This is a genomic window from Haloarcula sp. H-hyl2 (assembly GCF_056934385.1).
The window spans coordinates 70,259-94,768 of sequence record NZ_JBRIIJ010000003.1; the positions used below are offsets into that span (position 1 = coordinate 70,259).

General features: G+C 64.1%; 23 protein-coding genes. 15 read left to right on the forward strand and 8 right to left on the reverse strand.

What is annotated here, in order from left to right; all coding sequences use genetic code 11:
* On the forward strand, window positions 1-2,379 hold the full coding sequence (locus tag Hhyl2_RS17710; RefSeq protein WP_483552117.1) for a heavy metal translocating P-type ATPase: 2,379 nt from the start codon (window positions 1-3) through the stop codon (window positions 2,377-2,379).
* An 18-nt stretch (window positions 2,380-2,397) separates the two neighbouring features.
* On the opposite strand, the gene Hhyl2_RS17715 is transcribed toward Hhyl2_RS17710, so the two are convergent.
* On the reverse strand, window positions 2,398-2,712 hold the full coding sequence (locus tag Hhyl2_RS17715; RefSeq protein ID WP_483552118.1) for a DUF7521 family protein: 315 nt from the start codon (window positions 2,710-2,712) through the stop codon (window positions 2,398-2,400).
* A gap of 249 nt (window positions 2,713-2,961) precedes the next feature.
* On the opposite strand from Hhyl2_RS17715, the gene Hhyl2_RS17720 reads away from it, so the two are divergent.
* From Hhyl2_RS17720 to Hhyl2_RS17730, 3 genes are all read left to right on the forward strand, one after another.
* The gene (locus Hhyl2_RS17720) at window positions 2,962-3,486 is read left to right on the forward strand and encodes a DoxX family protein (protein WP_483552119.1); all 525 of its coding nucleotides are present in this window, start codon (window positions 2,962-2,964) and stop codon (window positions 3,484-3,486) included.
* A gap of 38 nt (window positions 3,487-3,524) precedes the next feature.
* On the forward strand, window positions 3,525-3,809 hold the full coding sequence (locus tag Hhyl2_RS17725) for a hypothetical protein (RefSeq protein WP_483552120.1): 285 nt from the start codon (window positions 3,525-3,527) through the stop codon (window positions 3,807-3,809).
* 333 nt (window positions 3,810-4,142) lie between these two features.
* Window positions 4,143-4,715: a DoxX family membrane protein gene (locus Hhyl2_RS17730; RefSeq protein WP_483552121.1), complete on the forward strand. Its 573-nt coding sequence runs from the start codon at window positions 4,143-4,145 to the stop codon at window positions 4,713-4,715.
* Between the two features lie 81 nt (window positions 4,716-4,796).
* Here Hhyl2_RS17730 and Hhyl2_RS17735 read toward each other — a convergent pair whose 3' ends face one another.
* The 4 genes from Hhyl2_RS17735 to Hhyl2_RS17750 all read right to left on the reverse strand — a co-directional run bounded on the left by Hhyl2_RS17735 (window position 4,797) and on the right by Hhyl2_RS17750 (window position 7,310).
* Window positions 4,797-5,273 (reverse strand): hypothetical protein, encoded by a 477-nt coding sequence (locus Hhyl2_RS17735; RefSeq protein WP_483552122.1) that lies wholly within the window; start codon window positions 5,271-5,273, stop codon window positions 4,797-4,799.
* Window positions 5,274-5,280: 7 nt separating this feature from the next.
* Window positions 5,281-5,907, reverse strand: a complete 627-nt coding sequence (locus Hhyl2_RS17740) for a hypothetical protein (protein WP_483552123.1) — start codon at window positions 5,905-5,907, stop codon at window positions 5,281-5,283.
* Between the two features lie 3 nt (window positions 5,908-5,910).
* Window positions 5,911-6,762 (reverse strand): universal stress protein, encoded by an 852-nt coding sequence (locus Hhyl2_RS17745; protein ID WP_483552124.1) that lies wholly within the window; start codon window positions 6,760-6,762, stop codon window positions 5,911-5,913.
* Between the two features lie 86 nt (window positions 6,763-6,848).
* On the reverse strand, window positions 6,849-7,310 hold the full coding sequence (locus tag Hhyl2_RS17750) for a hypothetical protein (protein ID WP_483552125.1): 462 nt from the start codon (window positions 7,308-7,310) through the stop codon (window positions 6,849-6,851).
* Between the two features lie 138 nt (window positions 7,311-7,448).
* Here Hhyl2_RS17750 and Hhyl2_RS17755 point away from each other — a divergent pair, with 138 nt between their 5' ends.
* The 7 genes from Hhyl2_RS17755 to Hhyl2_RS17785 all read left to right on the forward strand — a co-directional run bounded on the left by Hhyl2_RS17755 (window position 7,449) and on the right by Hhyl2_RS17785 (window position 13,556).
* The gene (locus Hhyl2_RS17755; protein ID WP_483552126.1) at window positions 7,449-8,066 is read left to right on the forward strand and encodes a class I SAM-dependent methyltransferase; all 618 of its coding nucleotides are present in this window, start codon (window positions 7,449-7,451) and stop codon (window positions 8,064-8,066) included.
* Between the two features lie 105 nt (window positions 8,067-8,171).
* Window positions 8,172-8,558: a hypothetical protein gene (locus tag Hhyl2_RS17760; protein WP_483552127.1), complete on the forward strand. Its 387-nt coding sequence runs from the start codon at window positions 8,172-8,174 to the stop codon at window positions 8,556-8,558.
* An 80-nt stretch (window positions 8,559-8,638) separates the two neighbouring features.
* Window positions 8,639-9,088, forward strand: coding sequence for a halocyanin domain-containing protein (locus Hhyl2_RS17765; protein ID WP_483552128.1), 450 nt, complete (start codon window positions 8,639-8,641; stop codon window positions 9,086-9,088).
* A 72-nt stretch (window positions 9,089-9,160) separates the two neighbouring features.
* Window positions 9,161-10,234, forward strand: coding sequence for a succinylglutamate desuccinylase/aspartoacylase family protein (locus Hhyl2_RS17770; RefSeq protein ID WP_483552129.1), 1,074 nt, complete (start codon window positions 9,161-9,163; stop codon window positions 10,232-10,234).
* 115 nt (window positions 10,235-10,349) lie between these two features.
* Window positions 10,350-12,599 carry a DUF7827 domain-containing protein gene (locus Hhyl2_RS17775; RefSeq protein WP_483552130.1) on the forward strand — a complete coding sequence of 750 codons (2,250 nt, stop codon included), beginning with the start codon at window positions 10,350-10,352 and terminating at the stop codon, window positions 12,597-12,599.
* Window positions 12,600-12,681: 82 nt separating this feature from the next.
* On the forward strand, window positions 12,682-12,969 hold the full coding sequence (locus Hhyl2_RS17780) for a DUF211 domain-containing protein (protein ID WP_483552131.1): 288 nt from the start codon (window positions 12,682-12,684) through the stop codon (window positions 12,967-12,969).
* Window positions 12,966-13,556 carry a VIT1/CCC1 transporter family protein gene (locus Hhyl2_RS17785; RefSeq protein ID WP_483552425.1) on the forward strand — a complete coding sequence of 197 codons (591 nt, stop codon included), beginning with the start codon at window positions 12,966-12,968 and terminating at the stop codon, window positions 13,554-13,556. The genes Hhyl2_RS17780 and Hhyl2_RS17785 overlap by 4 nt, the downstream gene beginning before the upstream one ends.
* A gap of 23 nt (window positions 13,557-13,579) precedes the next feature.
* Here Hhyl2_RS17785 and Hhyl2_RS17790 read toward each other — a convergent pair whose 3' ends face one another.
* Window positions 13,580-14,029, reverse strand: coding sequence for a pyridoxamine 5'-phosphate oxidase family protein (locus Hhyl2_RS17790; protein WP_483552132.1), 450 nt, complete (start codon window positions 14,027-14,029; stop codon window positions 13,580-13,582).
* A 201-nt stretch (window positions 14,030-14,230) separates the two neighbouring features.
* Here Hhyl2_RS17790 and Hhyl2_RS17795 point away from each other — a divergent pair, with 201 nt between their 5' ends.
* A complete protein-coding gene (locus Hhyl2_RS17795) occupies window positions 14,231-15,127 on the forward strand; it encodes a universal stress protein (RefSeq protein ID WP_483552133.1) in 897 nt (298 codons plus the stop codon).
* Between the two features lie 37 nt (window positions 15,128-15,164).
* Here the strand turns inward: Hhyl2_RS17795 and Hhyl2_RS17800 are convergent, their stop codons facing one another.
* Window positions 15,165-17,849 carry a cation-translocating P-type ATPase gene (locus Hhyl2_RS17800; protein WP_483552134.1) on the reverse strand — a complete coding sequence of 895 codons (2,685 nt, stop codon included), beginning with the start codon at window positions 17,847-17,849 and terminating at the stop codon, window positions 15,165-15,167.
* Between the two features lie 164 nt (window positions 17,850-18,013).
* On the opposite strand from Hhyl2_RS17800, the gene Hhyl2_RS17805 reads away from it, so the two are divergent.
* The 3 genes from Hhyl2_RS17805 to Hhyl2_RS17815 all read left to right on the forward strand — a co-directional run bounded on the left by Hhyl2_RS17805 (window position 18,014) and on the right by Hhyl2_RS17815 (window position 22,369).
* Window positions 18,014-18,430, forward strand: a complete 417-nt coding sequence (locus Hhyl2_RS17805; protein ID WP_483552135.1) for a universal stress protein — start codon at window positions 18,014-18,016, stop codon at window positions 18,428-18,430.
* A 61-nt stretch (window positions 18,431-18,491) separates the two neighbouring features.
* Complete coding sequence (locus Hhyl2_RS17810) at window positions 18,492-19,427, forward strand: NAD(P)H-binding protein (RefSeq protein WP_483552136.1); 936 nt, start codon at window positions 18,492-18,494, stop codon at window positions 19,425-19,427.
* A 1,667-nt stretch (window positions 19,428-21,094) separates the two neighbouring features.
* The gene (locus tag Hhyl2_RS17815; RefSeq protein WP_483552426.1) at window positions 21,095-22,369 is read left to right on the forward strand and encodes an orc1/cdc6 family replication initiation protein; all 1,275 of its coding nucleotides are present in this window, start codon (window positions 21,095-21,097) and stop codon (window positions 22,367-22,369) included.
* Between the two features lie 608 nt (window positions 22,370-22,977).
* On the opposite strand, the gene Hhyl2_RS17820 is transcribed toward Hhyl2_RS17815, so the two are convergent.
* Complete coding sequence (locus Hhyl2_RS17820) at window positions 22,978-24,234, reverse strand: antibiotic ABC transporter permease (RefSeq protein WP_483552137.1); 1,257 nt, start codon at window positions 24,232-24,234, stop codon at window positions 22,978-22,980.
* Window positions 24,235-24,510 lie beyond the last annotated feature (276 nt).

The window sequence follows — 24,510 nt, forward strand, 5'->3', positions numbered from 1 at the left end:
ATGACCGACTGTACCCTCTGTGGACTGCCGGCCGAGTCGCCCGTCACCGACAGCGACGTCGACGGTACGTTCTGCTGTCGGGGCTGTCTGGCGGTCGCTCGGACCCTCGACGAGCCGGCCACACAGGACATCGACGACGTCGAGACCGGCACCGACCCGGACGACGCCGAGGGCGAGACCGCCTTCCTCTCCGTGGACGGGATGCACTGTGCGACCTGCGAGACGTTCCTCGAAGCCCGTGCGACCGACCACGAGGGGGTCGCCGGGGCGGCTGCCAGCTACGCGACGGGGACGATGAAACTCACGTACGACCCGGACCACCTCGACGCCGACGAGCTCCCCGCTGTCGTCGGGGGCGGCGGCTACGAAGCCCGCCAGCCGGAAGCCGGTCGGGAGGACGAGCACGAACTGGCGGGACGGCTCGTCGTCGGCGGGTTCTTCGGGATGATGACGATGCTCTGGTACGCCCTGTTCCTCTACCCCGCGTACCTCGGCGTCGACGCGAGCCTGCTCTTGCTCGACCCGAACGGCCCGGCCGGCGCGTACCTCCTCTGGAACATGGCCGTGATGGCTGCCGTCGTCGTCGGCTACACCGGGTGGCCGATGCTCCGCGGGGCCGTGGTCAGTCTACGGACCGGTCATCCGAACATGGACCTGCTCGTGGCGATGGCGGCGACGACCGCCTTCGGCTACAGCGTCCTCGCGCTCCTGCTCGGGGAGACGGAGGTCTACTTCGACGTCGCGACGGTCATCGTCATGGCCGTCTCCGTCGGGAACTACTACGAGGACCGGATTCGGCGGGCGGCCGCCTCGCGGCTGACAGACCTCACCGCACAGCGCGCAGACAGCGCACAGCGTCGGACCGACGAGGGGACCGAATCCGTCCCCGTCGACGCACTGTCGGCCGGTGACGAGGTCGTCGTCAGGGCCGGCGACCGCGTCCCGGTCGACGGGACGGTGCTGGAGGGGACTGCGGCGGTCGACGAGTCGCTCGTGACGGGCGAGTCGCTTCCGGTCCGCAAGACAGTGGGCGACGACGTCGTCGGGGGCGGGATGGTCACCGAGGGCGGACTCGTCGTGACGGTCGGCCCCGACGCCCGGAGCACGGTCGACCGGCTCACCGACCTGCTCTGGGAGGTCCAGAGCGACCGCGGCGGCATCCAGCGCCTCGTCGACCGCATCGCCGCCGTCTTCGTCCCGCTGGTCGTGGTGCTGTCGGTGGTCGCGACCGGCGCGCACGTCGTGCTGGGTGCCGCGCCGACCGACGCACTCCTGACCGGTCTGGCCGTCCTCGTCGTCTCCTGTCCCTGCGCCCTCGGGCTGGCGACGCCGCTGGCCACCGCTGCGGGAATCCGCGCGGCGCTCGCCGACGGCATCGTCGTCACCGACGGGTCGGTGTTCGAGACGGCCACCGAGGCCGACGTCGTCGCCTTCGACAAGACCGGGACGCTGACGACCGGCGACGTGACCCTGCTGGAGCGAGCGGGGGACGAAGCGATGCGCCGGGCCGCCGCTGTCGAGCAGTTCTCCGACCATCCGATAGCAGCGGCGGTCACGGACGCCGTTACCGCCCCGCCGGCCGAGGTAGACGGCTTCGAGCGCCACCCCGGGCGTGGCGTCAGTGCGACCGTCGACGGCGAGCGGGTCGTCGTCGGCCGGCCGGACCTGCTTGCGAATCTCGGACTGTCGATTCCCGAATCGCTCCGGAGCCAGTACGACGAGGCTCGCAGGTCGGGCCACGTCCCCGCGCTCGTCGGCTGGGACGGGCAGGCCCGGGACATCGTGGTCGGTGGCGACCGACGGCGCGACACCTGGGAGTCGGTGGTGTCGTCGCTCGCCGTGGACCACGAGGTCGTGGTCATCACGGGCGACAGTCACGAGGCCGCCGAACCGTTCCGCCGCCACGACGCTATCGACGAGGTCTTCGCCGGAGTGCCTCCGGAAGCGAAAGCCGAGGTCGTCGAACGCCTCCAGTCCCGTGGAACCGTCGCGATGGTCGGCGACGGCACCAACGATGCCCCGGCGCTCGGGACCGCGGACCTCGGTATCGCGCTGGAATCGGGGACGAAACTCGCCGCCGAGGCCGCCGACGCCGTCGTCACCGACGACACTCTCGCGCGCGTGCCGACGGTGTTCGACCTGACCGCGGCGACCCGGTCGCGCATCCGACAGAATCTCGCGTGGGCGTTCTGTTACAACGCCGTGGCTCTGCCGCTGGCGCTGCTTGGCGTGCTCAACCCGCTGTTTGCGGCGCTGGCGATGACCGCCAGCAGTCTGCTCGTCGTCGGGAACTCGGCGCGCTCGCTCGGCGGGTCGGGTGGCTCCGCCGCGGAGCGACAGTCTCCGTCGACACCGGCACGGGCGACAGAAGCCGATTGACCGTGGAACCCGGGCCCGCTATCTGATCTCCCGCGAGAGCGACGTGGGCGCGGAGATGTAGAGCGAGCGCAACAGCAGCGCGAGTCCCACGAGGACGAACGTGCCCTGAACGAGGAGGATCTCGTCCGTCCGGACCGTGGTCGTGAGGGCGATCAGACCGCTGGCTGCGACGCCGGCGGTGATCACCCCGAAGCCGTAGCTGAACAGCCTGAGCGGTTCGGAACCGGTTCGTCGTGCCGCGCGGTGCGCCATGTACGCGATGCTGCCGCCGACGCAGATCGTCGCGGTCGTCACGACGACGAGCAGCACCGTCGAGGTGGTTGCTGGAATCATTGCCCTCTAGGGTGGATGGATCAGTTCATCGAGTATCGGCCCCGCCCCTCGGGACGTGCGAGCGCGGGGCCGACGGTGACGAGCGTGACATCTAGTACCAACTTTCGTGAGAGACGTCTTCAATCGGTTCCGTCGTTCTCATCCCCTGGGAACAGTCGGGAGCGGTCTTCTACCGCGTTCCCATCGTCTGGGAACTCCGCCCCTGTTATATCTCCCTTCAGGGTCAAGCCGTACATGTGAGGTGACAGGATGTCCTACCAAGCAGCGAACCCACTGGCCGAGGAGTTCCAGATGGAGTTCGATAGACCCTGGACGGCGTACTGGCTCGCGACCCTGCGGGTGCTGACCGGCTGGTGGTTCTTCCACGCCGGCGTGACGAAACTGATCGAGGACGGCCTGAACTTCGGGTACGGGGCAGCGTACATGCAGCAGATGACCGGCACGGCGCTGGGCCCGATCCCGGTCTGGATGGGGAACAACCTTGCGTGGTTGATCAAGCCCGGCGTGCCGCTGTTCGAGACGCTGATCGGGCTGGCGCTGATCGCGGGTGTGTTGACCAGGTTCGCCTCCTTCGGCGGGGTCATCTTCATGACCCTGTTCTGGGTGGGCAACGCCGGCTTCGGCCACGGCCTGGTCAACAGCGACTTCATGGGCCTGCTGCTGTTCATGACCATGATCGTCCTGGCGACCGGGCGCTACTACGGCCTGGACGCCATCATCGAGAAGACCGAATTCGTCCAACAGCGCCCCCGGCTGAAGTACCTACTCGGCTGACCAACACCACGAACACACCACAACCAAGGTGACCAACAATGAACGACATCGTCGACAAGGCGGCAATGGCACTGAGCGGCGGACTGATGCTGCTGGGCGTGGTCGGCCTGGGGATCGTGGAGATCCTCGCCGGCAAACCCTACGGGGCCGCACCACTGACCAACGAAGCGGGCGAAGTGATCGCGACCCCCATGATCGACCCGACGATCCGGACCGGGCTCGTCCTGGCCGGCATCGCCGTCCTGGGCGTCTACGCCCTCTACGCCATGGCGACGCCGTATCGTGAAGGGAGAATCGCCGGCCACGAAGTGACGGCGGATTGATCTCGAAAACACGGTTTTTCCGTACCCCGTGAAGGGGGAGGCGAGCTCGTTGAGGGATGCCGATGATCGCACGGAGCTCTGCGGGGTGAGAGACGCGAGGGAGGACGGCGTCGGAGAGTGACTTCGCTCCGTCCCGACAGGAGCGATACAGAGATCCCCACGTCGGCGATAAAGACTCCTGTCACTTTTATAACCGAGCTATCTGAGGACCATAAACTCCCTACAGGTCTGTAGCTACCTGTTTTGTCCACTCTCAAGAACTTTAGAAATATATTCTCTCGGTATTTGAGAATGCCCCAAACAAATATATGTTATTTCATCCATTATTTGAGTATGAGTACCAAACAGACTCTGCGGTCGGAGATGCTAGGGCGTAACGTCACGTTCGACTATTCGGAGACCTGGGTCGGATACTCCCTGTTCTTCATGCGCATCGTGATGGGCTGGACGCTGTTCCAGGGCGGTGTAACGAAGCTGGTGACCTACCTCGACGGGAACCCAGCCAACAACTGGACTGCAGCGGGCTTCCTGCAGAACGCGGTCCCGGCAGGGAACCCACTGGCTGGGTTCTTCGCTTCGATGGCCGGGATGCCGCTCATCGACTGGCTGAACATGCTGGGGCTGACGCTGACCGGCTTAGGGCTCCTGCTGGGCGCGTTCGTCCGGTTCAACGCCTTCTGGGGCGCAGTGATGATGCTCTTCTACTGGCTCGCGGCGCTCCAGGGCGGACTGCTGGCCGGTCTCCCGGTGGCTCACGGCTGGGTCGTCGACGATCACATCGTCTACGCCGTCCTGCTGTTCGGCCTCGGCGCGTTCGGTTCGGGCCGCATCCTCGGCCTCGACAGCTACATCGAAGACCTGTCGTTCGTGAAGAACAACAAGTGGCTGAAACTCCTCCTGGGCTGATTCCGGGAAGCGAAGCGGTACCGGCCGACGAATACAGCCGATTTTTGTGGACGACAGCCCCGGTTATCGCGTCCCGACCACTCAGGCGTAGATCCCGAGACTGACGAGGATCCCTAGAATGAGACCGTATGCACCCTGGAGGACGGGGATGACGAGCAGCGTGACGGCAGCCAGACGGCGCTCGGACCGGGCCGCGAGATAGTAGCCGCCGGCCAGAACCCCGACGAACCAGCAGAACATCCCCAGATCGTACAGCACCATCTCGGGACCCGTCAGCGGTCGGGGGAGTTCCATCGAGACGGCCTGGAGATAGACCAGCAGGACCGCGGCACCGGAAGCCAGGACCCCCCAGACGAGCGAGAACAGCGTCAGGACGGGTGGTGCGACACCACGGGCGTAGATAGCAACGAGCGTCGCGACGACCGGGCCGGCGACCAGGATCGGAACCGGACCGGCCCGGAAGTAGAGCAGTTGATCGACGCCGTGCGAGACCAGTCCGAGGGCGAACGCGATGGCTGCCGGGGCCAGCGACCGTCGCGGATCGAGTGTCTCGTTCATCGGTGGCTTATCGTGGCGTGATATCGACGGCGATGTCGTCGATATAGTGGGTCGCGTCGGCCTCCCAGACGACGCTGACGCCCGCGGCGACGTAGAGGGTCTCGGTCGAGAGCGGTGGCGTCGACCACTCGAAGCGGTAGGTGCGCCACCCCTCGGTGAGATGCAGCGGTTCCCGGAGGCCGCCGTAGGGCGGTTCCGCCAGCGCCGTCGTGTTCACGCCGGGGTCCGGGAAGTCCGACTCGCTCTCTGGGAGCTCGCGGCCGAGACGGACGACAGCATTGCGCAGCGTGTTGAACGACTCCGACTCGCTCCAGAACGACACCGTGACGGTCGCCCGGTGTCGGCCGTCGCCGGGGACCGGGACCGGGTGGACGACCCAGGCTGTCCCGTCGTCGTAGTCGCCCTCGGTGAATACCTCGAGACTTCGCTGACCGCTGGCGGCCTGGTCTGTGGTGACCGCGACCGACCACTCGAACTCCGAGACCTCGACCTCCGGACCGATGGCAGCCGCTGCCTCCCAGCCGTCGAGGCCGTCCTCGAATCCCTCTTCGAAGGAGGACGCGTTCGACTGACAGCCGGCGGCACCGGCGAGCGTGACAGCTCCAGCGGATCGGAGGAAAGCTCGTCTGTCCATCGGCTACTCCGAGGGATATCTGATCGACATGACGGGGGCCCGCGAGGTGCGGACGAGTTTCTCCGTGACGCTCCCCAGGAGGTAGCGGTCGACACCGCGTCTCCCGTGGGTACCCATCACGACGAGGTCGACCTCGAACTCGTCGACGTACGACAGCAGGGCCCGGTAGGGCGTTCCCTCCTCGACGGCGGTGCGAGTCCGTTCGACACCCGCCTTCGAGGCCGTCCGTGCGACCTCGTCGACGGCATCGTGAGCCTGTGACTTCAGTTCACCGAGCACGATATCCGGGCGGACGGTAGTGCCGACCGCACGCGTGTCGACGACCGAGACGGCGTGGAGGCGCGCTTCACAGAGGCGGGCCAGCCCGACTGCAGGTTCGACCGCGACCGACGCGCCCTCGGTGCCGTCGGTCGGGACGAGAATATCGTCGTAGGGGAACTGCACGCGGGCGTCGTCCCCCGAGCGGACGGTCAGCACTGGCTCCTCCGAGAGGCGGACGACCTTCTCGGTGACACTGCCGAGCACGTACCGCCGCACCCCCGTGCGGCCGTGGGTACCCATCACGACGAGACCGGCGTCGACCTCGTCGACGTAGCCGAGGATCTCCTCGTGTGGTACGCCGGACCTACCGGCTGTCGTCACGTCGACAGGTGTGGCGACCCCGTCGATGGTCGTCTCGATCCACTCGTCGGGCAGTCGGTCACGGTCGTCTCCCGCAGTGGTCTGGCTGTCGGGAGCGGACACAGCGAGGACGTGGACAGCGGCGTCGGCCCGCTCGGCCAACTGGACCGCGTGGGAGAACGCACGACGGGCGCCGGGGCTGCCGTCCGTCGGGACCAGGATGGTCTCGTACATCGTGCTAGTGCTTCGCATCCACACACAATAAATTCGCAGCCATCGATACGTGGGAGTCGGGCAGGGCCGGACCCGGAATCGGTTTCTCAACGGGCGAGAACCAACAGTGCTGCGACGAGCAACTGGCACACTGGCGAGAGTAGCAGCGCGACGACCGCGAGCGGGCCACGCTGTCTGGCGGCGACGGAAGCGGTCCCGACCGGGGCGAGGAGGAACCCGAGATAGAGGAGGACCGGAAAGAGACGCGCCAGCAGCCACGGGCGTGGCCCGGTCGGGGGAAACCCCAGGACCAACACGACAGTTCCCGCGAGGGCGAGGATCGAACTGACGAGCATCCACCCCGCCAGGAGAACCGACTGGAGTGGCGTGGCGTCTGGACGAGCATGTACATAGACCAGTGGGGCGACGAGAGCCGGAGTCCCGGCGTACACCACCGGATACCAGATCCCGTCGTCGAATCCGACACCGCTCTCGAGAGCCACCGCCAGGCCCAGTCCCAGGACCGCGAGTCCTGTCGCCGCACCAGCCAGTCGGCGTTCGTCGGCCATCTCCACCGTGAACTGACGGGCAGCGGAACCAAAAAAGATGACAGCGGTCGGAACGTCGACGGTTTCTGGGAGGCGAATAATTACGGTCCTGTTCGCCGAAGCATCCGGCCATGCTGGACCAGAGGTGCCCGCGGCCACATGAGTAGCGTCGGTCCACCCCCGCGACACCCGTTGACGCACGTCTACGATGCGGCCTACACGGGTGTCCCGAACTGGGACATCGGCCGGCCACAGCGGCCGTTCGTCTACCTCGTCGAGTCCGGATACGTCCAGAGTCCGGTTCTGGACGTGGGGTGTGGCACCGGCGAACTGACGATGTACGTCGCGCGGAAAGGGTACGACGTCCTGGGGATCGACCTCTCACAACTCGCGATCAGCCAGGCCAGAGAGAAAGCCCGCTGGCGCCAGATACCGGCTCGGTTTCTCGTGCTCGACGCACTGGCTCTGGACCGGCTCCGGGCTGCCGGGCTGACGTTCCGAACGGTCCTCGATTCGGCGATGTTCCACGTCCTCGGTGACCGCGAACGCGACCTGTTCGTCGGACAGCTCGAATCCGTCCTCCGGAGCGGGGGGCTCTACTGCGTGCTCGGGGACGTACGCTCGATGGACAGACCGGTCTACGGGCTGACTCCCGATGAGATACGCCGGCGGTTCGAGCGGACCGGCGGCTGGGAGGTCGAGTTCGCGATGGAGACCGCCTTCGAGCGCCGGTGGGGCGCCTCACCTGCGTATTTCGTCGGCGTCCGGCGACTGTAGTCCCGGCGTGCAGGAGACTGGTTCGGATGAATATAAGGTCGGCTTAGTGCGAACTAACGCCTCTATAGCAAAGAGTGCGGGCTCCCCTTTCTTGCGGGAATAGCTATGGGTATCGCACAGAAGTACGGCATCCTAGAGCGGGGCGAGATCGGGTTCGACATGTCGAAGATGACGTGGGCGCACTGGCTCGCGTGCGCACTGGCAGCGATCACAGGCGGCATCCATCTGCTGCTGTATCTGAACCAGGGGTTCCCCGGGTTCCTGTTCGCGACGGTGGTCTTCTTCGGGGCGATCGGCGCGCTCCTGTTGAACCTCTACCGGAGACTCCTGTACGTGCTCGGGATCCCCTTCACCGCCGGACAGATCGTCCTCTGGGCCGCCCAGGGGATGCCAGACATGAGCATCGCACTCGTCGACAAGCCCGTGCAGGTGCTGTTGATACTCCTGCTCGTGTACCTGTTCCTGAACGAGGACGCACTTGCGACCCAGTGACCCGGACTCCAGCGGGAGGAAAGGGGAGCCCTCAGAGGACCGACCGGCGTCAGTTCCTCCGGGCAGTAGGTACGCTGGCCGTGGGCAGCGCAGCGGTACTGGCCGGCTGTCAGGACGACCCCGACGACGACGGCGACGATACCTACGTCCCAAACGAACCGAACTATCAGGGCTGGTTCGAGAACGTCAGTAACTACCGTGGGACCGTGGAGGCCCGGGGTCAGAGCGACTACGAAATCCGGGTCGGCGTCCAGGGGGCCAACGGCTATTACTACTACGGCCCCGCTGCAGTCGCTGTCTCCCCTGGAACGACGGTCACGTGGGTCTGGACCGGTCGCGGTGGCACACACAACTGCGTCTCGACCAGTGGCGCGTTCACGAGCGGGCGACCCGTCGACGAAGCGGACCACACTTTCACGCATGCGTTCGAGAACCCGGGCGTCTACCGATACTTCTGTAGTCCCCACCAGTCACTCGGGATGAAGGCCATCGTTTTCGTGGCGCTCGGGCAACCGGGCGACCCTGCGTGATCTGAAAGTCGTCGTGATCCGTAGACACGCTCTCCCTGCACACTCTTGACACGCGGCGACGAACGGTTCGCCGTGTCATCCCAACCCCCCGAACCGTTCCGCTACGACGGCGAGGTGAGCCCCGGTGAGAAGCGGCATTTCAGATACGAGGTCGGCGAGACGTATCTCGGTGACCCGGTAGAGATACCGATAACCATCGTCAACGGCGAGTACGGCGGCCCGAACGTATTCCTGACCGCCTGTGTCCACGGCGACGAACTGAACGGCGTGAAAGTGCTTCAGGAGGTCTCGGCCCGATACGATCCCGGCGACCTGCATGGCACGCTCGTCTGTCTGCACGTGGTCAACGTGCCCGGCTACCTCTCCCAGCAACGCGACATCCCCATCTACGATCAGGACCTGAACCGCTCGTTCCCGGGGAAAGCGAGCAGTACGACGGCCGAGCGGATGGCCAATCAGGTGTACTCGCGGTTCCTCGGACAGTGTGATCTGGGTATCGACTTCCACACCTCGACCCGTAACCGGACGACGATGTTCCACACCAGGGCCGCGATGGCGGACCCACAGGTCGCTCGACTCGCACGGGCGTTCGGTGCGAACGTCACACTGGTCGGGGACGGTGACCCGGGGTCGATTCGGACGGTCGCAACAGCCGACGGTATCCCGACGATTACCGTCGAGATGGGGAAAGCCCACCGCTTCCAGCGGCCGCTCATCGACAAGGCCATCACTGGCGTCGAGAACGTCCTCGCGGAGTTCGACGTCCTCCCGGAGACCGAGTCAGTCGAACCGAACTGGCACAAGACGCTCGGCGGCGATCAGGAGAAACGCTGGCTTCGTGCCGACACGGGCGGACTCGTCGATATGGAATGGGGGCCGACACCACTCGTCCACGAGGACGAGACCATCTGCCGGATCACTGATCACTTCTCGCGGGAGGAACGGGTCGTCACCGCGCCGTTTACAGGGATTCTGGTGGGTGTCCTTGAGAACCCGATCGCGCTCCCTGGGCATCCACTCTGTCACATCGCCCGTATCGACACAGAGACACACAGCGAAATCGAGGCAGAGATCGAACGTGGCGAATTCGACGGTTATCGACAGCTCGGCTTGCGGTGGATGGGGGACGGTGAAGAAGCGGAGTAGTGTCGCCCCGCCCAGTTGGGGGAGAGACCGTCGAGCTCCGGCGAGTACGGCGGGATTATGTATCATTTGAAGAACCATTATTACGACGGCGGCCCTGTGAGCAGTCGATACACCAATGGGACCTCCAGCAACACTCCGAACGCGCGTGACACTGACACTGGTCGTCGGCATGCTCGTCGTCGGCCCGATTGGAACCGTCGTCGCTGGGTCTGCCGGCGCCGTGACACCGACCGACACGGCCGCGACGCTGCAGTCAAGCGGTGAGACGGTGCCGTACTCCGCGCTCGACGACCGGCTGTTCTGGCAGGGCCAGAACCTAGTCGTCAGCGGTCTGGATCCGAACAGCCGGTACGAACTCCGTGAGGTGACCGGGAGTACGTCGAGTTCGTTCGCGCTCGCGCGCGGCAGCGCCGCGAACGGCTCGCTGGCCGTCCCGACCGACCGGCTGGATGGACGCTACTTCATTCGGGGGCCGGGTATCTCAGACGAGCGTTCGCAGGTCTTCGAGGTCGTAGAGCAGGACCTCGACGCGAGCTGGTCCCGGCGGTCTGTGGGTGTCGGCCGGAGCGCAGAGTTCGAACTCCGCTCGAACCGCGGCGAGTTCGTGGTCGCGGTCTCTGCCGGCGGGCTGGACTTCGACGACCTCGAACGTATCTTCGACCAGCGTGACTTCGCCGACGACTACGACGTTCGCGCGGACGACGACGAGATTCTACTGGACATCCAGAACGACGAACCGCTCCCAGTCAGATTCAACAACGTCGACCCCGGCACATACACGTTCACTGCCGAGGTCGTCGACACGAACGTCACAGCCTCGGCTGCCGTATCGGTCGGCCTCAGCCGTGCCGACGTCGAGTTCGACCCGGCTGTCGTCACCGAGCAACAGGGTGACGTCGCCGTGATGAACGTCACGATCACGAACGCCAGGACCGCCTATCTGGTCGTCGGCGACCACGACAGCAACTTCCTCGACGTTGTCGAGGTGACCGACGGCAATGGCGATGGCCGTGTGAATGTCCGGATGAACACCCGATACATGGGGCTGGATCCACGGGACCCCGGCGTCCCAGACGACGTCCGACCGTACAGGGCCGGTTCGAGCAGGGACAGCGTCGATGCCCTCGAGGGATCGGACGACCTGGACAGCGGGAGCACGCTCGGGGAATTGCGATCCGGTATCGGCGTCAGTGGTGGCCTCTCGGCGCCGCTCGACGCGGCCGACTATCCGGTCGTCGCCGCGTCGTCGACGGACATCAGGCGCTCCGGAAACCGGCTTGACATCCGCGACCAGCGTGCCAGCGCTTCCCTCACGCTCGAAACGCCGCGGCTCAGGGGGATCGAGTCCCTGGCAGCGCCACGCGGGGCTGCGAGTAGCGCCGGGCTCGATACCTTCAGCGAACTACCGCGCGACGAGACCATCGCGCTCGGCGACCGAGTCGTCCTCGAAATCGACGTCTCCGGTGTGTACGGCCATCTGGAAGCCGAACACGACGACGAGATCGACGGTATCGTCGACAACGACGCAGAGGGCATCAATCTCACCGTCGAGCAGACCAGCGGGTCGACCAACAGGGACCCGATCGCACTCGACATGGACGACCGGGGGACGAGCCTGTTCGTCGACCAATCCGAGAACGTCCTCTACGTCGTCGTCGACACCCGGTCGGTCCAGACCACCCGCGAACTCGAACCCGGCCAGGCCTACGAGGCACGGTTCCAGCTAAACGGCATCACGGAATCCCGCGACGAGTACAGCGTCAAACGCACCCAGCCGTCACACACCGGCTACCCGTACTACGATCCTGGCGAAGAGCGTGCAGTCACCACGAGTTTCGAACTTGTCGAACCACGGGCGTCGTTCCGCGGTATCGACGACGGCCGACTGTCGGTGCCGCGGGAATCTGGTGTGGTACTGTCGGGTACGACGAACCTCGCACCGGGCTCGACGTTGCTGGTCCGCACCGAGACCACGACGGGTGAGACGATCAGGCAGACAACCTCGGCCGCGGTGTCGGCCAACGGTACCTGGCGCACCAGACACGACTTCTCCGGTGCGAGCGAGGGCCAGGAATTCACCGTTACGGTTCGAGATACCGACGACGTGCTTGCGACTGCGGACGGACGGGTGGTCGCGGCCGTGACGCCGACACCCACACCGACGCCGACGCCGGCAGAACCGACGGCGACGCCGACCGCCACGCCGACCGCGACGCCGACGCCGGCACCGACGACCGTTCCAACGACGGCGACGCCAACAGACGCGCCGACCACGACCACCGAGGCAGGCGGCCCCGGCTTCGGGGTCTTCGTGGCGGTCGTCGCGTTGCTTGCGACAGCGTTGCTGGTTCGCCGTCGCGGGTAGCGCTCGTCGGCGATCTCTGGGTGCGAAGTGGACAGTTTCCTGCAGGCCAGACTTTACGTGACAGCGGGTCACACGTGGGCGTATGGCACCCGTCCGCCGTCTCGTCCTGGACGTCCTCAAACCGCACGACCCGCCACTGCTCGCGTTCACCGAACACGTGACGGATATCGACGGGGTCGAGGGAGTCAACGCCTCGCTCATCGAACTCGATCAGGAGGTCCAGAACGTCAAGGTCACCTTCGAGGGGGGAGCGCTATCGCTGGGCCGTATCGAGGCTGCCATCGAGGAGTTCGGGGCGACCGTCCACTCGGTCGATCAGGTCGCCACGGGCGAGTACATCGTCGAGAACCGACAGACCCCACAGGACTGACATCCGTGTCGTCTATCGGAGGCCGACTTCGAGCACTGCTCGGGCAGGAGGACGTCCGTTCGATCTCCCGTCGCTACTTCATCTCCAACGGGTTCGACGGGACGCTGACGAGCATCGGCATCGTCGTCGGCGCCGTCCTCTCGGGTGTTCCGGACGGGACGACCGTGATCAAGATCGGCCTCGGCGCGGCCGTCGGGCTGGGGACGTCGGCCGTCTGGAGCGTCTGGGAGATCGAGCGGGCAGAGACGAAAGCGGACATCATCAGGATGGAGCGAGCGATGTTGGTCGACCTCGACGACACGAGGATCCAGCGACAGCACCGCGGGGCACGCGTGCTCCACGCGACGATGAGCGGCCTCGGACCGATACTGGGTATCGTCATCCCACTGCTCCCGTTCCTCTTCGAGGGCGACCTGTTCACGATGGGGGAGTCGGCCGTCGTCGCCGTCGCGCTCGGCGTCGGCGTCCTGGCGTCGTTCGGTGCCTACATGGGCTCGATCTCCAATCAGCGGTGGTACGTCGCGGCCTTCAGGATGGGGCTCGCGGGGCTGGTGGTGGCACTCATCAACCTGCTGTTACCTGGGTGAACGCGTTCCTCGACGCGGCGGCGTCAGCGTTCCCTGTCGGCTTCCGCGCGGCCGGTCTGTCGGTCCGGGACGAGGCGGACGAACTCGAAGTCGACGACCCGGAGTGGCTTCTCGAAGACGTCGACCAGCGGGATGTCGACACGCTCCAGCCCGGCGAGTGAGTCGGTGGCAGTCTCCTCGTCGGCGGTCGACTCCAGGGTGCCCTGCGCGATGACGCTTCTCCATCCCGCCTCGGTCTCGCCGTGGGTGACGAACGTGACCTGCCGCCCGACGAGGTCACCCTTCGAGCTGTCCGGCCCGACCGCGAGCCTGAAGTAGAAGACACCTTCGGCGTCGTCGTAGCCGTACGAGACCGGGACCGAGTGTGGTGGTTCTGATTCGTCGGTGGCGAACGATAGCACGCCGGTCCCACCCGCGCCGAGGAACGCGTCCTGGGCTTCCGGATCCATCTCCACTGGTGTCGTGTCGTCCATGCGACGAGATACGCCCCCACCGAGTATAAACCCGCCTGCGATGGCGCCGCCCGCCGTCAGTCCGGTGATGACGTCGTCCGTCACCGGTCGGGTGACGACAACGCTTTTCTACGGTGCCGACGTACAGTCAGATAACCGACACAAACCGGTGCGGACGTGTTCATCTCGGGGCACACATCGGACTCGGTACCTCGTTCACCCATGTACGATACGATCCTCATTCCGACGGACGGTAGCGATCCAGCCCGACGGGCGGCCGAACACGCGGTAGTCCTCCGCGATGCCTTCGACGCGACAGTCCACGTGGTCTCGGTCGTCGACATCGATGCGGCCGCAGGACCGATCAACGCCGGCGGCGTCGACCAGGCGTACGTCGACCGGCTGAAAGACCACGCCAGAGAAGATCTTACACACGTCGAGGAACTGTTCGACGGGGACGATATGGAAACTGCAGTCGTGGAGGGGGCCCCGTCGGACGCGATTCTCGCCTACGTCGACGACCACGACGTGGATCTGATCACGATGGGGACACACGGCAGAACCGGGGTCCGACGGTACGTGGCGGGAAGCGTCACCGAGGACGTCCTGCGCCGGTCGCCGGTGCCGGTTCTGACCGCGCGCGTGACCGACGCCAGTGTGCCAGACGGTGGGTACGACGACATACTGTTCTCGACCGACGGAAGCCAGCGCGCCAACGCTGCCCTCGATCACTGTCTCGCCGTCGCGGACGCGTTCGACGCGACTGTCCACGTGGTTACGGTGGTGAACATCGGCGCTGTCTCCGGCGATCCGGAGGGAGCAGTCCCGGTAGATGTGCTGGACTCGCTCCGAAAGCGCGGCCAGCAGACCGTCGACGCGGTCGCAGACGAGGTTCGGGCGACAGATCTGGCGGTCGAGACCGAGGTCGTCGACGGCTATCCCGCTCGGGACATTCTCGCGTACGCGGACGAGCATGACATCGACCTGATCACGATGGGGACCGCCGGACAGACGGGCCTCAGTCGGTTCCTGCTCGGGAGTACGACAGAACGGGTAATCCGGCACGCCGATATGCCGGTGCTCGCGGTCAACACCAGAGACCAGAGCGAGGACACCTGAGCGGCCTCTCCCTGCGAGTTCGAGTAGCAGTCTCCGCTCACAGCTCCGGTGCGAACCGCCTCACGCCGGTCGCGACCACCAGATACGCCGGGAGCGTGACGGCCATGACGACACCCAGGATGCCCCAGTCGCCCAGCGCGAGGGGGACCGTCCCGAAGTACTGTGCCAGGGGTGTGTAGAGGACCCCGAGCTGGAGCAGTAGCGAAGCACCGACCGCCAGCAGCAGCCAGCGGTTGGACAGCGTCGGCGTCTCGCGGAGCCACCGGATCGAGAAGAGCTTCGCGAACTCGATGAGGACGAACCCGGTGAACACCATCGTCATCGCGTACGGCGTCATGGCCTGGGCACCATCCAGCGAGTAGAAGAGTAGCCCGAGCATGACCACCGTCGACACTGCGCCAGTACCGCCCATCAACCCGAGCATCCCCCGCCCGACGATGCCACGGTCGGGGTCGCGCGGCGCGCGGTCCATCACGTTCCCGCTCTCGGGGTCCGTCCCCAGCGCGACCGCGGGGAGGCCGTCGGTGAGGAGGTTGATCCAGAGCAACTGGACCGCCGGGAGGACGAGGTAACCCGCCAGCGACGCCAGGAATACCAGCGCCACCTCGGCGACGTTGGCGCTGAGCAGGTAGGCGACGAACTTCCAGACGTTGTCGAAGATGGCGCGACCACGCCGAACCGCAGCCACGATGGTCGCGTAGTTGTCGTCGAGCAGGACGATATCGCTGGCCTGCTTGGCGACGTCCGTCCCTCTGACACCCATCGCGACACCGACGTCGGCGTTCTTCAGCGCTGGCGCGTCGTTGACGCCGTCACCGGTCATCGCGACGACGTGGCCGTTCGCCTTGAGGGCTCTGAGGATTCTGACCTTGTGTTCGGGCGAGGTCCGTGCGAAGACGTCGACGTCCTCGACGTGGTCGCCGAGTTCGTCGTCGCCCATCGCTTCGATCTCGCGTCCTTCGAGCACCGACTCACCCATATTCAGCGACGACGCGATCGCCGCTGCGGTCCTGACGTTGTCGCCGGTGATCATCTTGAGGTCGATCCCGGCTCTGGTCGTCGCTGCGACGGCGTCGGCGACCTCCGCCCGTGCCGGGTCGATCATCCCGACGAGTCCGACGAAGGTCAGCCCACCTTCGAGGTCCTGGCCTGACCTCGCCTCGGGGTCGTACGCGATCGCCAGGACCCGTAACGCGTCGTCGGCGAACGCAGCCACCTGCTCCTCGATCCGGTCGGCGCCCTCGTCCGTGAGCGAGACCGGCCCCTCGTCGGTCAGTATCGACGAGCAGTTCGAGACGACGACTCCCGGGGCGCCCTTGACGTAGCCACCGTCCTCGTGGACGGTCCCCATCCACTTGCGTTCCGAGGAGAACGGGACCTCGTCCGTCCGCGGTCGCTCCGACCGGAGGGCTTCGACGTCGATTCCGGCCTCGACTGCTGCCGTGACCAGGGCCTGTTCGGTCGGATCACCGTCGTCGGTGGTCGCGTCGTTACACAGCGCTGCCGCCTGGAGCAGGAGTTCGTACCTGTCGTCCGGGATCGAGATTCCTGTCTCGCCCGTCGACTCGATGTCGGCGGCCGATATGTCGTCGCTGTCGACCGTCGCGGCGTGGTCGCCGCTATCGACCGCGGCAGCTTCGTCGACGGTGGACGCGTGATCGACGGTGGACGCGTGGTCGATGGTCGTATCGTTCAGCCAGATTCGACTGACCGACATCTCACCTTCTGTCAGCGTTCCGGTCTTGTCCGTACAGATGACGTCGACCCCCCCGAGCGCTTCCACGGCCGGCAGTCGCCGAACGAGCGCGTTCTCGTCGGCCATCCGGCGCACGCCCAGTGCGAGTGTCAGCGTGACGACTGCAGGGAGTCCCTCGGGAACCGCCGCGACGGCCAGCGAGATCGCGGTCAACCCCGCCTGGACGATCGGCGTGCCCTGGAACAGCAGTATCGGGACGATGAGCGCCGTCAATCCCAGGACTCCGAGGCCGAGGAGCCGTCCCAGATGGTCGAGTTCGCCCTGCAAGGGCGTCTCTGTCTGCTCGGTGCCCGCGAGTTCCCGTGCGATGGCGCCGACCTCCGTCTCCATCCCGGTCCCAGTGACGACGGCGACCGCCCGCCCGCGCGTGACGTTCGTCCCCTTGTACACCATCGACCGCCGCTCCGCGAGTGGTGTGTCCTCGGGAACCGCGTCGGGGGCTTTCGAGACCGGCGCACTCTCGCCGGTCAGTGCAGCCTCGTCAACTTCCAGTGACGTCGTCTCGACGAGGCGACAGTCCGCCGGCACGACGTCACCCCCCGTCAACTCGACGATATCGCCGGGGACGAGATCCGTCGCTTCGATCTCGGCGGTCGTTCCGTCGCGGCGGACAGTTGCCGTCGGCGCCGTCAGTTCTCTGAGCGATTCAAGGCTCTGCTCGGCACGGTAATCCTGGACGAACCCGAAGATCCCGTTCGCGATCACGATGATCGCGATGAGGACCGCATCGACCGTGTGGCCGGCCCATATCGAGAGCCCGGCCGCTGCGAGCAGGACCCAGATCAGGACGCTGTCGAACTGCGCGACGAAGATATCGACCGCACTCCGTTCGTCCCCGCCCGCGACTTCGTTCGGGCCATGTTCGGCCAGTCGTCGCTCCGCCGTCGCCGGCGAGAGCCCATCGCTGTCGGTATCCAGGCTATCGAGGACCGCGTCGGGCGGGGTACTGTGGGACGGACCTGACACGTCAGGGATGTCACAGCCCTGGATTAAATGTATTTCCGGCGGTGGGACGACACGGACCGCGCGGGACGTATCGACAGCGACGAACGGCCGTTCCAACCGGCTCGACCAGGCGGTGTGGACACAACCGTTACTACCGATGGCGTCGAACTAGTTACTTGAACTATATGTACGACCACATCCTCGTCGCGACGGACGGCAGCGAACCGGCGGACAGAGCAGTCGACCACGCCGTGAGCCTGGCACGGGAACACGGGGCGACTGTGCATGCGATATCCGTCATCGACACAGGTAGATACGGCGAGCCAGCGCTCAGCAGCAGCGAACTCGTCATCGGCGAACTCGAAGACAGGGCGAACGAAGTGTTGGCCGCCATCCGGGACCGATGCGAAGCTGATGGGATCGAGGTCGTGACCAAATGTATGCACGGAAATCCAAACGACGAGATCGTCGCCTACAGTGACTCTATCGACGCCGATATCCTCGTCCTTGGAGCCCACGGCCTCTCTCATGCCGGACATCACATCGGAAGCGTCGCCGACAGGGTGGCGCGAGGGACCGACCGGCCGATCATGCTCACCTGAAAGTTCACCTGTCGGTCACCGTCGGGGCCGGTATTAACTATCGCCGGACCGAAGGAACGGTATGCGCGTTCTCGTGACTGGGGCGACCGGGTTCGTCGGGAGCCATCTGGTCCCGGCCCTCCTCGACAGTGGCCACGAGGTCGTCGCGATGACACGCGACTCCAGTCGATACGATTCTCCGACGGGAGTGGAGGTCGTCGAAGGGGACGTCCTCGATCCGGATCTCAGTCTGCCGTCGGTCGACGCAGCCTACTATCTCGTCCATTCGATGGCGGGGAGTGGCGACTTCTCTGAACTCGACCGGCGTGCGGCAGCGAACTTCGTGTCCGCTGCAGACGCGGCCGGAATCCCCCGAATTATCTATCTCGGTGGCCTCGGCGACGACGAGGCGGATCTCTCGAAACACCTCCGGTCCCGACGTGAAGTCGAGCGGATCCTCCAGACCGGTGCCGCGTCGGTGACGACACTCCGCGCGGCGATCATCATCGGCGACGGCTCTGCCAGTTTCACCGTCATCAGACAGTTGGCCGAACGACTGCCGGTGATGGTGACCCCGAGCTGGGTCCGGACCGACTGCCAGCCGATCTACATCGACGACGTGATCGCGTATCTGGTCGGCGTGCTCGAGACGCCCGAGACTGCCGGCCAGACCTTCGAGATTGGTGGTCCGGACGTGCTGACCTACCAGGAGATCATCGCCAGGACTGCCGCGCTCCACGTCGGGCGAAGGCCACTCATCATCCCCGTGCCAGTTCTGTCACCAGGTCTCTCTGCCCGGTGGCTTGGTCTCGTCACGGACGTCCCCGTCAGCGTCGCCAAACCGCTCGTCAACGGGCTGAAAAACAGGGTCGTGGTGACCGACGACAGTATCACGGAGTTCGTCGAGATCCCGCTGACGGATTTCGAGACAGCTGTCCGTCTAGCGTTGGGGAAACAGCAGGTCGATCAGACCGCTGTCCCAGCTGTCGAGTCGACGGAACGTCGGTCACGGAAATGATCCGGACTGCCACGAGTTCGGTCTTCTGGATCGATCGTCAGCCTTTCAGGGGCCAGATTCCCACACCGTTCGTACCGAGGATGATCTCTCCTCCCGAAAGTACTCTCCGGACTCTCGGTGGAGCCGAAGATATGAATCTCCGGAATTGACAGAAGCAGTAGGGTGGTGAACGCCCGCCTTAACCAACAGCTCGGGTGTATGGATGACTTTGTTGGTTAACGTCTTGGATAGAGAGACTCGATACCACTCTGACCGACTGGATCTCCCGGATCAAGCACAGTGCCTGATCCTGGGCTTTCGGGGTCGAATACTCCCAGTCGAGTCCGGAGTGGCGGAGACACCATAGTGTGATATCGAGAGAGCAGGTCGAGGTGAACGACGGTCGGACTCGTCGATTGCTCCGTGCGGATAGACACACCCCTCTATCGATGTGTTCCAGAGATATGTTGACCGTTCGGGAGTGGAGGGGGACACACCTCTATCGATGTGTTCCGTCCCAATTTCCAATCGAACCACACTTTCGATGTCGGAATCGGTAATGTGGCACCATAGCCTTTCGCTGATACAGGATCGAGTGTTTCAGCTTGATTTCCAGGCGTTATTTCGTGTGGAGATGTATCGAAATCACTCCGTCCAGGTTCGCTGGAAGTCACGAAAGGAACGAACCTCCGGAAGAGACACACCCCTCTATCGATGTGTTCCGGGGAGTGGTGTGCCGGTACCAAACACAGCCGGAATCGAGAACCGAATTCGGTAGGTACCGGGAACTCTGGGATCCGGAACAGGATCAGAGGGATAGAAGCGGTCTGAATCACGATTTCAGAATTATTGTACGAGAGGGAGCGGTCAGGAGAGCGCCCCTGACGACATCCGTACCGAGAGCTCACCGACGAATCGAGTGAGAAGTGGAGGGCAGAGTAACCGAGCGGCCGAACACATCGAACACTTCGATAGAGGTGGGTGTGTGTTGTGTTCTAGGACTAGAAAGCTAGAAAGAAGGAAGACGGACAAACGGCCGAGAGAGACACTCCTACCGGTACATTGGATCGTTCGATGTAATCTCAGCCCCGGTCGAAATAGGCCTCCAGACTCGCTTGTTCCTACGATTTCGGTCGACTAGCGCGACTCCACACACCACTCTCTCACCCCCCCACCCCTCCTCACCCGCGAACACATCGATAGAGGGGTGTGTGTCTCCCTACCCGTCTGCCGAACACATCGTCGGAACAGACGCCACTCCAGTCGAGTGGATTGGTGAAACGGGGGTAGACGACTATCCCACCGTGTTCAGAACCACGATCTCACATCGATAGGGGTGGGGAAGTTATTTATCGACGGCGTTGTTGGTGACTGACATGGATACGAACGACGCCGACGACTCCGTGGACGACAGTGAGGCGTCGGAGGAGTCCGATCCGGAACAAACAGATCTCTCTGCAGCCGTCTCCGAGTCTTCGGACGGGAGTGGCCCGTCGTCCGGGTCGAGTGACGTGACTCCCTCCGAATCTCCTGTGTCCGGTCCCGAGGATGGCGACCATCACTCGACAGTCGATACCGTCGACGGGGGCTCGCAACCGCTCGCGGACGACAGGGGATCACCGACGGTCGAAGACGACGGCGAATCACCGGCCGTCGAAGACGATGGTGAGTCCCAGTCTATCGAGGAGATGCTTCTGGAGTTCGACGAACAGGACGGATTGATCCGTGACCGGTCGCTGATCGATCCGAACCACGTCGTCGAGGAGGACCGCATCGTCGGCCGGGACCAGCAACTCCAGGAGGTCACGAAGATGCTTCGCGTCGCACTCGGTGACAACCGTCCGCCGAACCTCTTCCTGTATGGGCCCTCGGGAACCGGAAAATCACTCATCACCAAAGCGGTCTGCAAGAACATCAGCAGGATCTGTGAGTCGAGAGATATACGATTCGGGACAGTAGAGGTAAATTGCCAAGATATCGACACACTCGGTGTCGGTGTGTACGAACTTGCAAGCAGAGCTGCCGAAGAAGCTGGAGTCGAAGTAGAAGTCCCGAAACACGGTGTTGCGACGAAAGAGAAGTGGGACGAACTGTTCCGGATCGTCAACGAGAACTTCGATTCGGTGGTATTCGTTCTCGACGAGCTAGATATGCTCGTCGGCCGACGAGACAAACAAGAGCCCGCGTTCTCCCGCCTCCTCTATCAGCTCTCGCGAGCCGGTGCGAACGACGACCTGACCGCGTACCTCTCCGTGGTCGCGATCTCGAACGACACGAAGATGATGGAATCCGTCGGCAGTCGCGCACTGAGTTCGTTCACGCCGGAGGACGTGCATTTCGACGACTACGACGCCAACCAGTTGCAGGCTATCCTGCGCCGTCGTCGCGACGCGTTCCACGACGACGTGCTCGACGACGACGTCATCCCGCTTGCTGCGGCGTTCGCGGCACAGACACACGGTGACGCCAGGAAAGCGATCGATCTGATGCGTGTCGCCGGCGAACTCGCCGAACGGCAAGGTGACGACCGCGTCAGGGAGCAACACGTCCGTGCGGCCCAGGACAAAGTCGAGAAGAACCGTGTCCTGGAAGTCGTCCGCGGTATCAGCCAGCAGAAGAAGCTCTGCCTCTACGCGACTGCTGCTGTCGCCGATCAGACCGACGACGGGACGGCTCGAAGCACGACCGGATACAAGGTGTATCAGTTCCTCACCGACTCCATCGACGCGGACCAGTATCACCAGGAGACGTACGTGAACAAGATGAAAGAGATGACCACGTACTCGCTCGTCGATTTCGAGCGGCGGAGTCACGGTCCGAGTTCGGGGATGTTCCTGGAGTTCCAGTTCGGTGAGCGGCCAGCGACTATCCTGGAGACACTGCGTGAGGACTCCCGGATCGAGGTAGCGGCCTCCGAGGAGGTCCAGAGTGTGGTGACTGCTCAACTCCGCAACGAGACCTGAGGGGCGCTTCTCGAGAACGGTCGAAATCTCCACTGAGCTCTCGAAATTCGGATTGCGCCCCGACGATATCGGTCGCTGACCTGCTGCGGTGACACCCCTCTATCGAAGTGTTCTCTGCCCGTTCCAGTTGTGTGCGTTCCACGAGGTCCTTCTCCGATCACACACCTCTATCGAAGTGTTCCGGACCGGAAGGGGAGCACGGACTGGCGGGATACCCCTCTATCGAAGTGTTCGAATCGTCTGAACGGGTCCGGATTGGCTCCGTCGAGGACGACAATATACCGTCCTGGGGATGACGCCCGTCAGACATTCGGTCCCACGCCTCTATCGAAGTGTTCGATATATAGATCGACCGCAGATAGGATTCGAAATTCAGTAACTATCGATGGTTGTGTGAGTGTGTTCGCTTCTGATTAACCAACATACGTCTCCAGCACGTCCGATTGTTGGTTAATATAGACGATCCGTATCCACCGCTCCGGAATCTCGCGCGCACGTTTCGTGAGACTCGTTCACCTCGGTAGCCGGTCGAATCAGAGCCCTACAGAACATGTACACGGCTGGAAACTAGTGTCCGGGTGAGTCACAGATCGGCGGGCGGATCCGGATCAGGAGGGTGACTGGACCGTCACACGGTCGCCACGGAGTCCTGTTCGTTCGATCAGATACTCGGATATCGCGTAGACCATCCAGGCCTGACACCACCGCATGAGTGTGATTCGCCGCGTACGGAATCGGTTTTTCCGGAAGTAGAACCGACACGCACCGTCGTAGAGGTTGTCCAGGGTCCATTCGAGTATCTTGTTCGCGAACCGGAGATCGCCGGCGTAGCTGAAGACCAGAATCCCCTGTGCACAGGCGTGGATGTCGCGTGGGTAGGCCTGTCGTTCGTCGAAGTTCGGTGCTCCCTCGACAGTGAACAGGTCCGTCCGGTGGAAGTCGAGGGCGTCGGCGATGGCATCGTCGTACCGCGATTCGCCGGTGACCGCTCGGTACTGCAGGAGCGATTCGAGGATGAATCCGTTGTGATGCGTATCCATCGAGAGGTGGGACGCGGACGGGGGATCACGGTATTTCCACCCCCCGACAGGTTGCTGGCAGTCGACGATGTGGTCCAGCAGCTTTCGAGCGCGGTTCCGATACTCCGCCCGTGAATAGTACGCGTAGAGGTCGACGAGTAACCGAGCGCCCAGTGCGCCTGCATTGAGCGTGTAGTACGACCCAGGGTGGTTTTCGCTGTAGGTGATCCGTGCCGTCCCGTCGTCCAGTTCGGTGTAATCGAGCGCTCCATCGAACAGGTCAGCAGCGGTTGCGGCGATCTCGGCGTATCTGGAATCGAGCGTTGCGCCACGGAGTAGCGCTTTCACCGCATACGAGGTGACGACTGAATCCGGGGTGTTCTCCCCCGCGTACCCCTGGAGGTCCTGAACTGGATGTTGATGTCCGAGTCCGAACCCGCTGTAGTTCGGGTTGCTGCTCTGGACGAGCCAATCGAGCAGTCGCCGAGTCTCGCCGAGAAACGCCACGGTGGAGTCGGTAGCCGGATTCCGAACCCGCTGTAACTCGTGGACGTTCTGATTCGCCATCGCGAACAAGGCTGCACCCTTGTAGTTCCGGCGTTGCTCGACGAGACACAACCGACGAAGGAACACCGGCCCCCGCTTGATCACCTCCTGGAACGCGAGGTTTCCCCACTTCGATTCGAACGGGAGCAGGTTCCACAGTCGGCTGCTCATCCCATCACAGTAATCCCACCCAGTGTACTCCCGTTCGCGAGCGTACGCGAGCGCGCTCTGGAGGTGGTCGTACCACGGGTCGAGCGTGTCGGTCACTGGTGACTGGTACGTCTTCGTCACACGTCTCACCGGAGAATCACCCAAGAGACGTCGATACACTGACTCATCGTACTGAACTGAGGTGTTCGTTGGATAGTTGTAATTACGAACTTACCGGCACCGGCGTCGTCGTTGGATTCCGCTTGCTGTCGTCGGCTTGCGAATCCGACTCCGTCCGTAAATACTCGAATCTGTAAGTGTACCTTATCCAACGCCCACGGTTCCAAAGCTCGTAATAACAAAAGAGACTGGCTGTGTTGGGAGGGACAGCCCACTCACCCATGAATCGCGATCCAGTAGCCGACG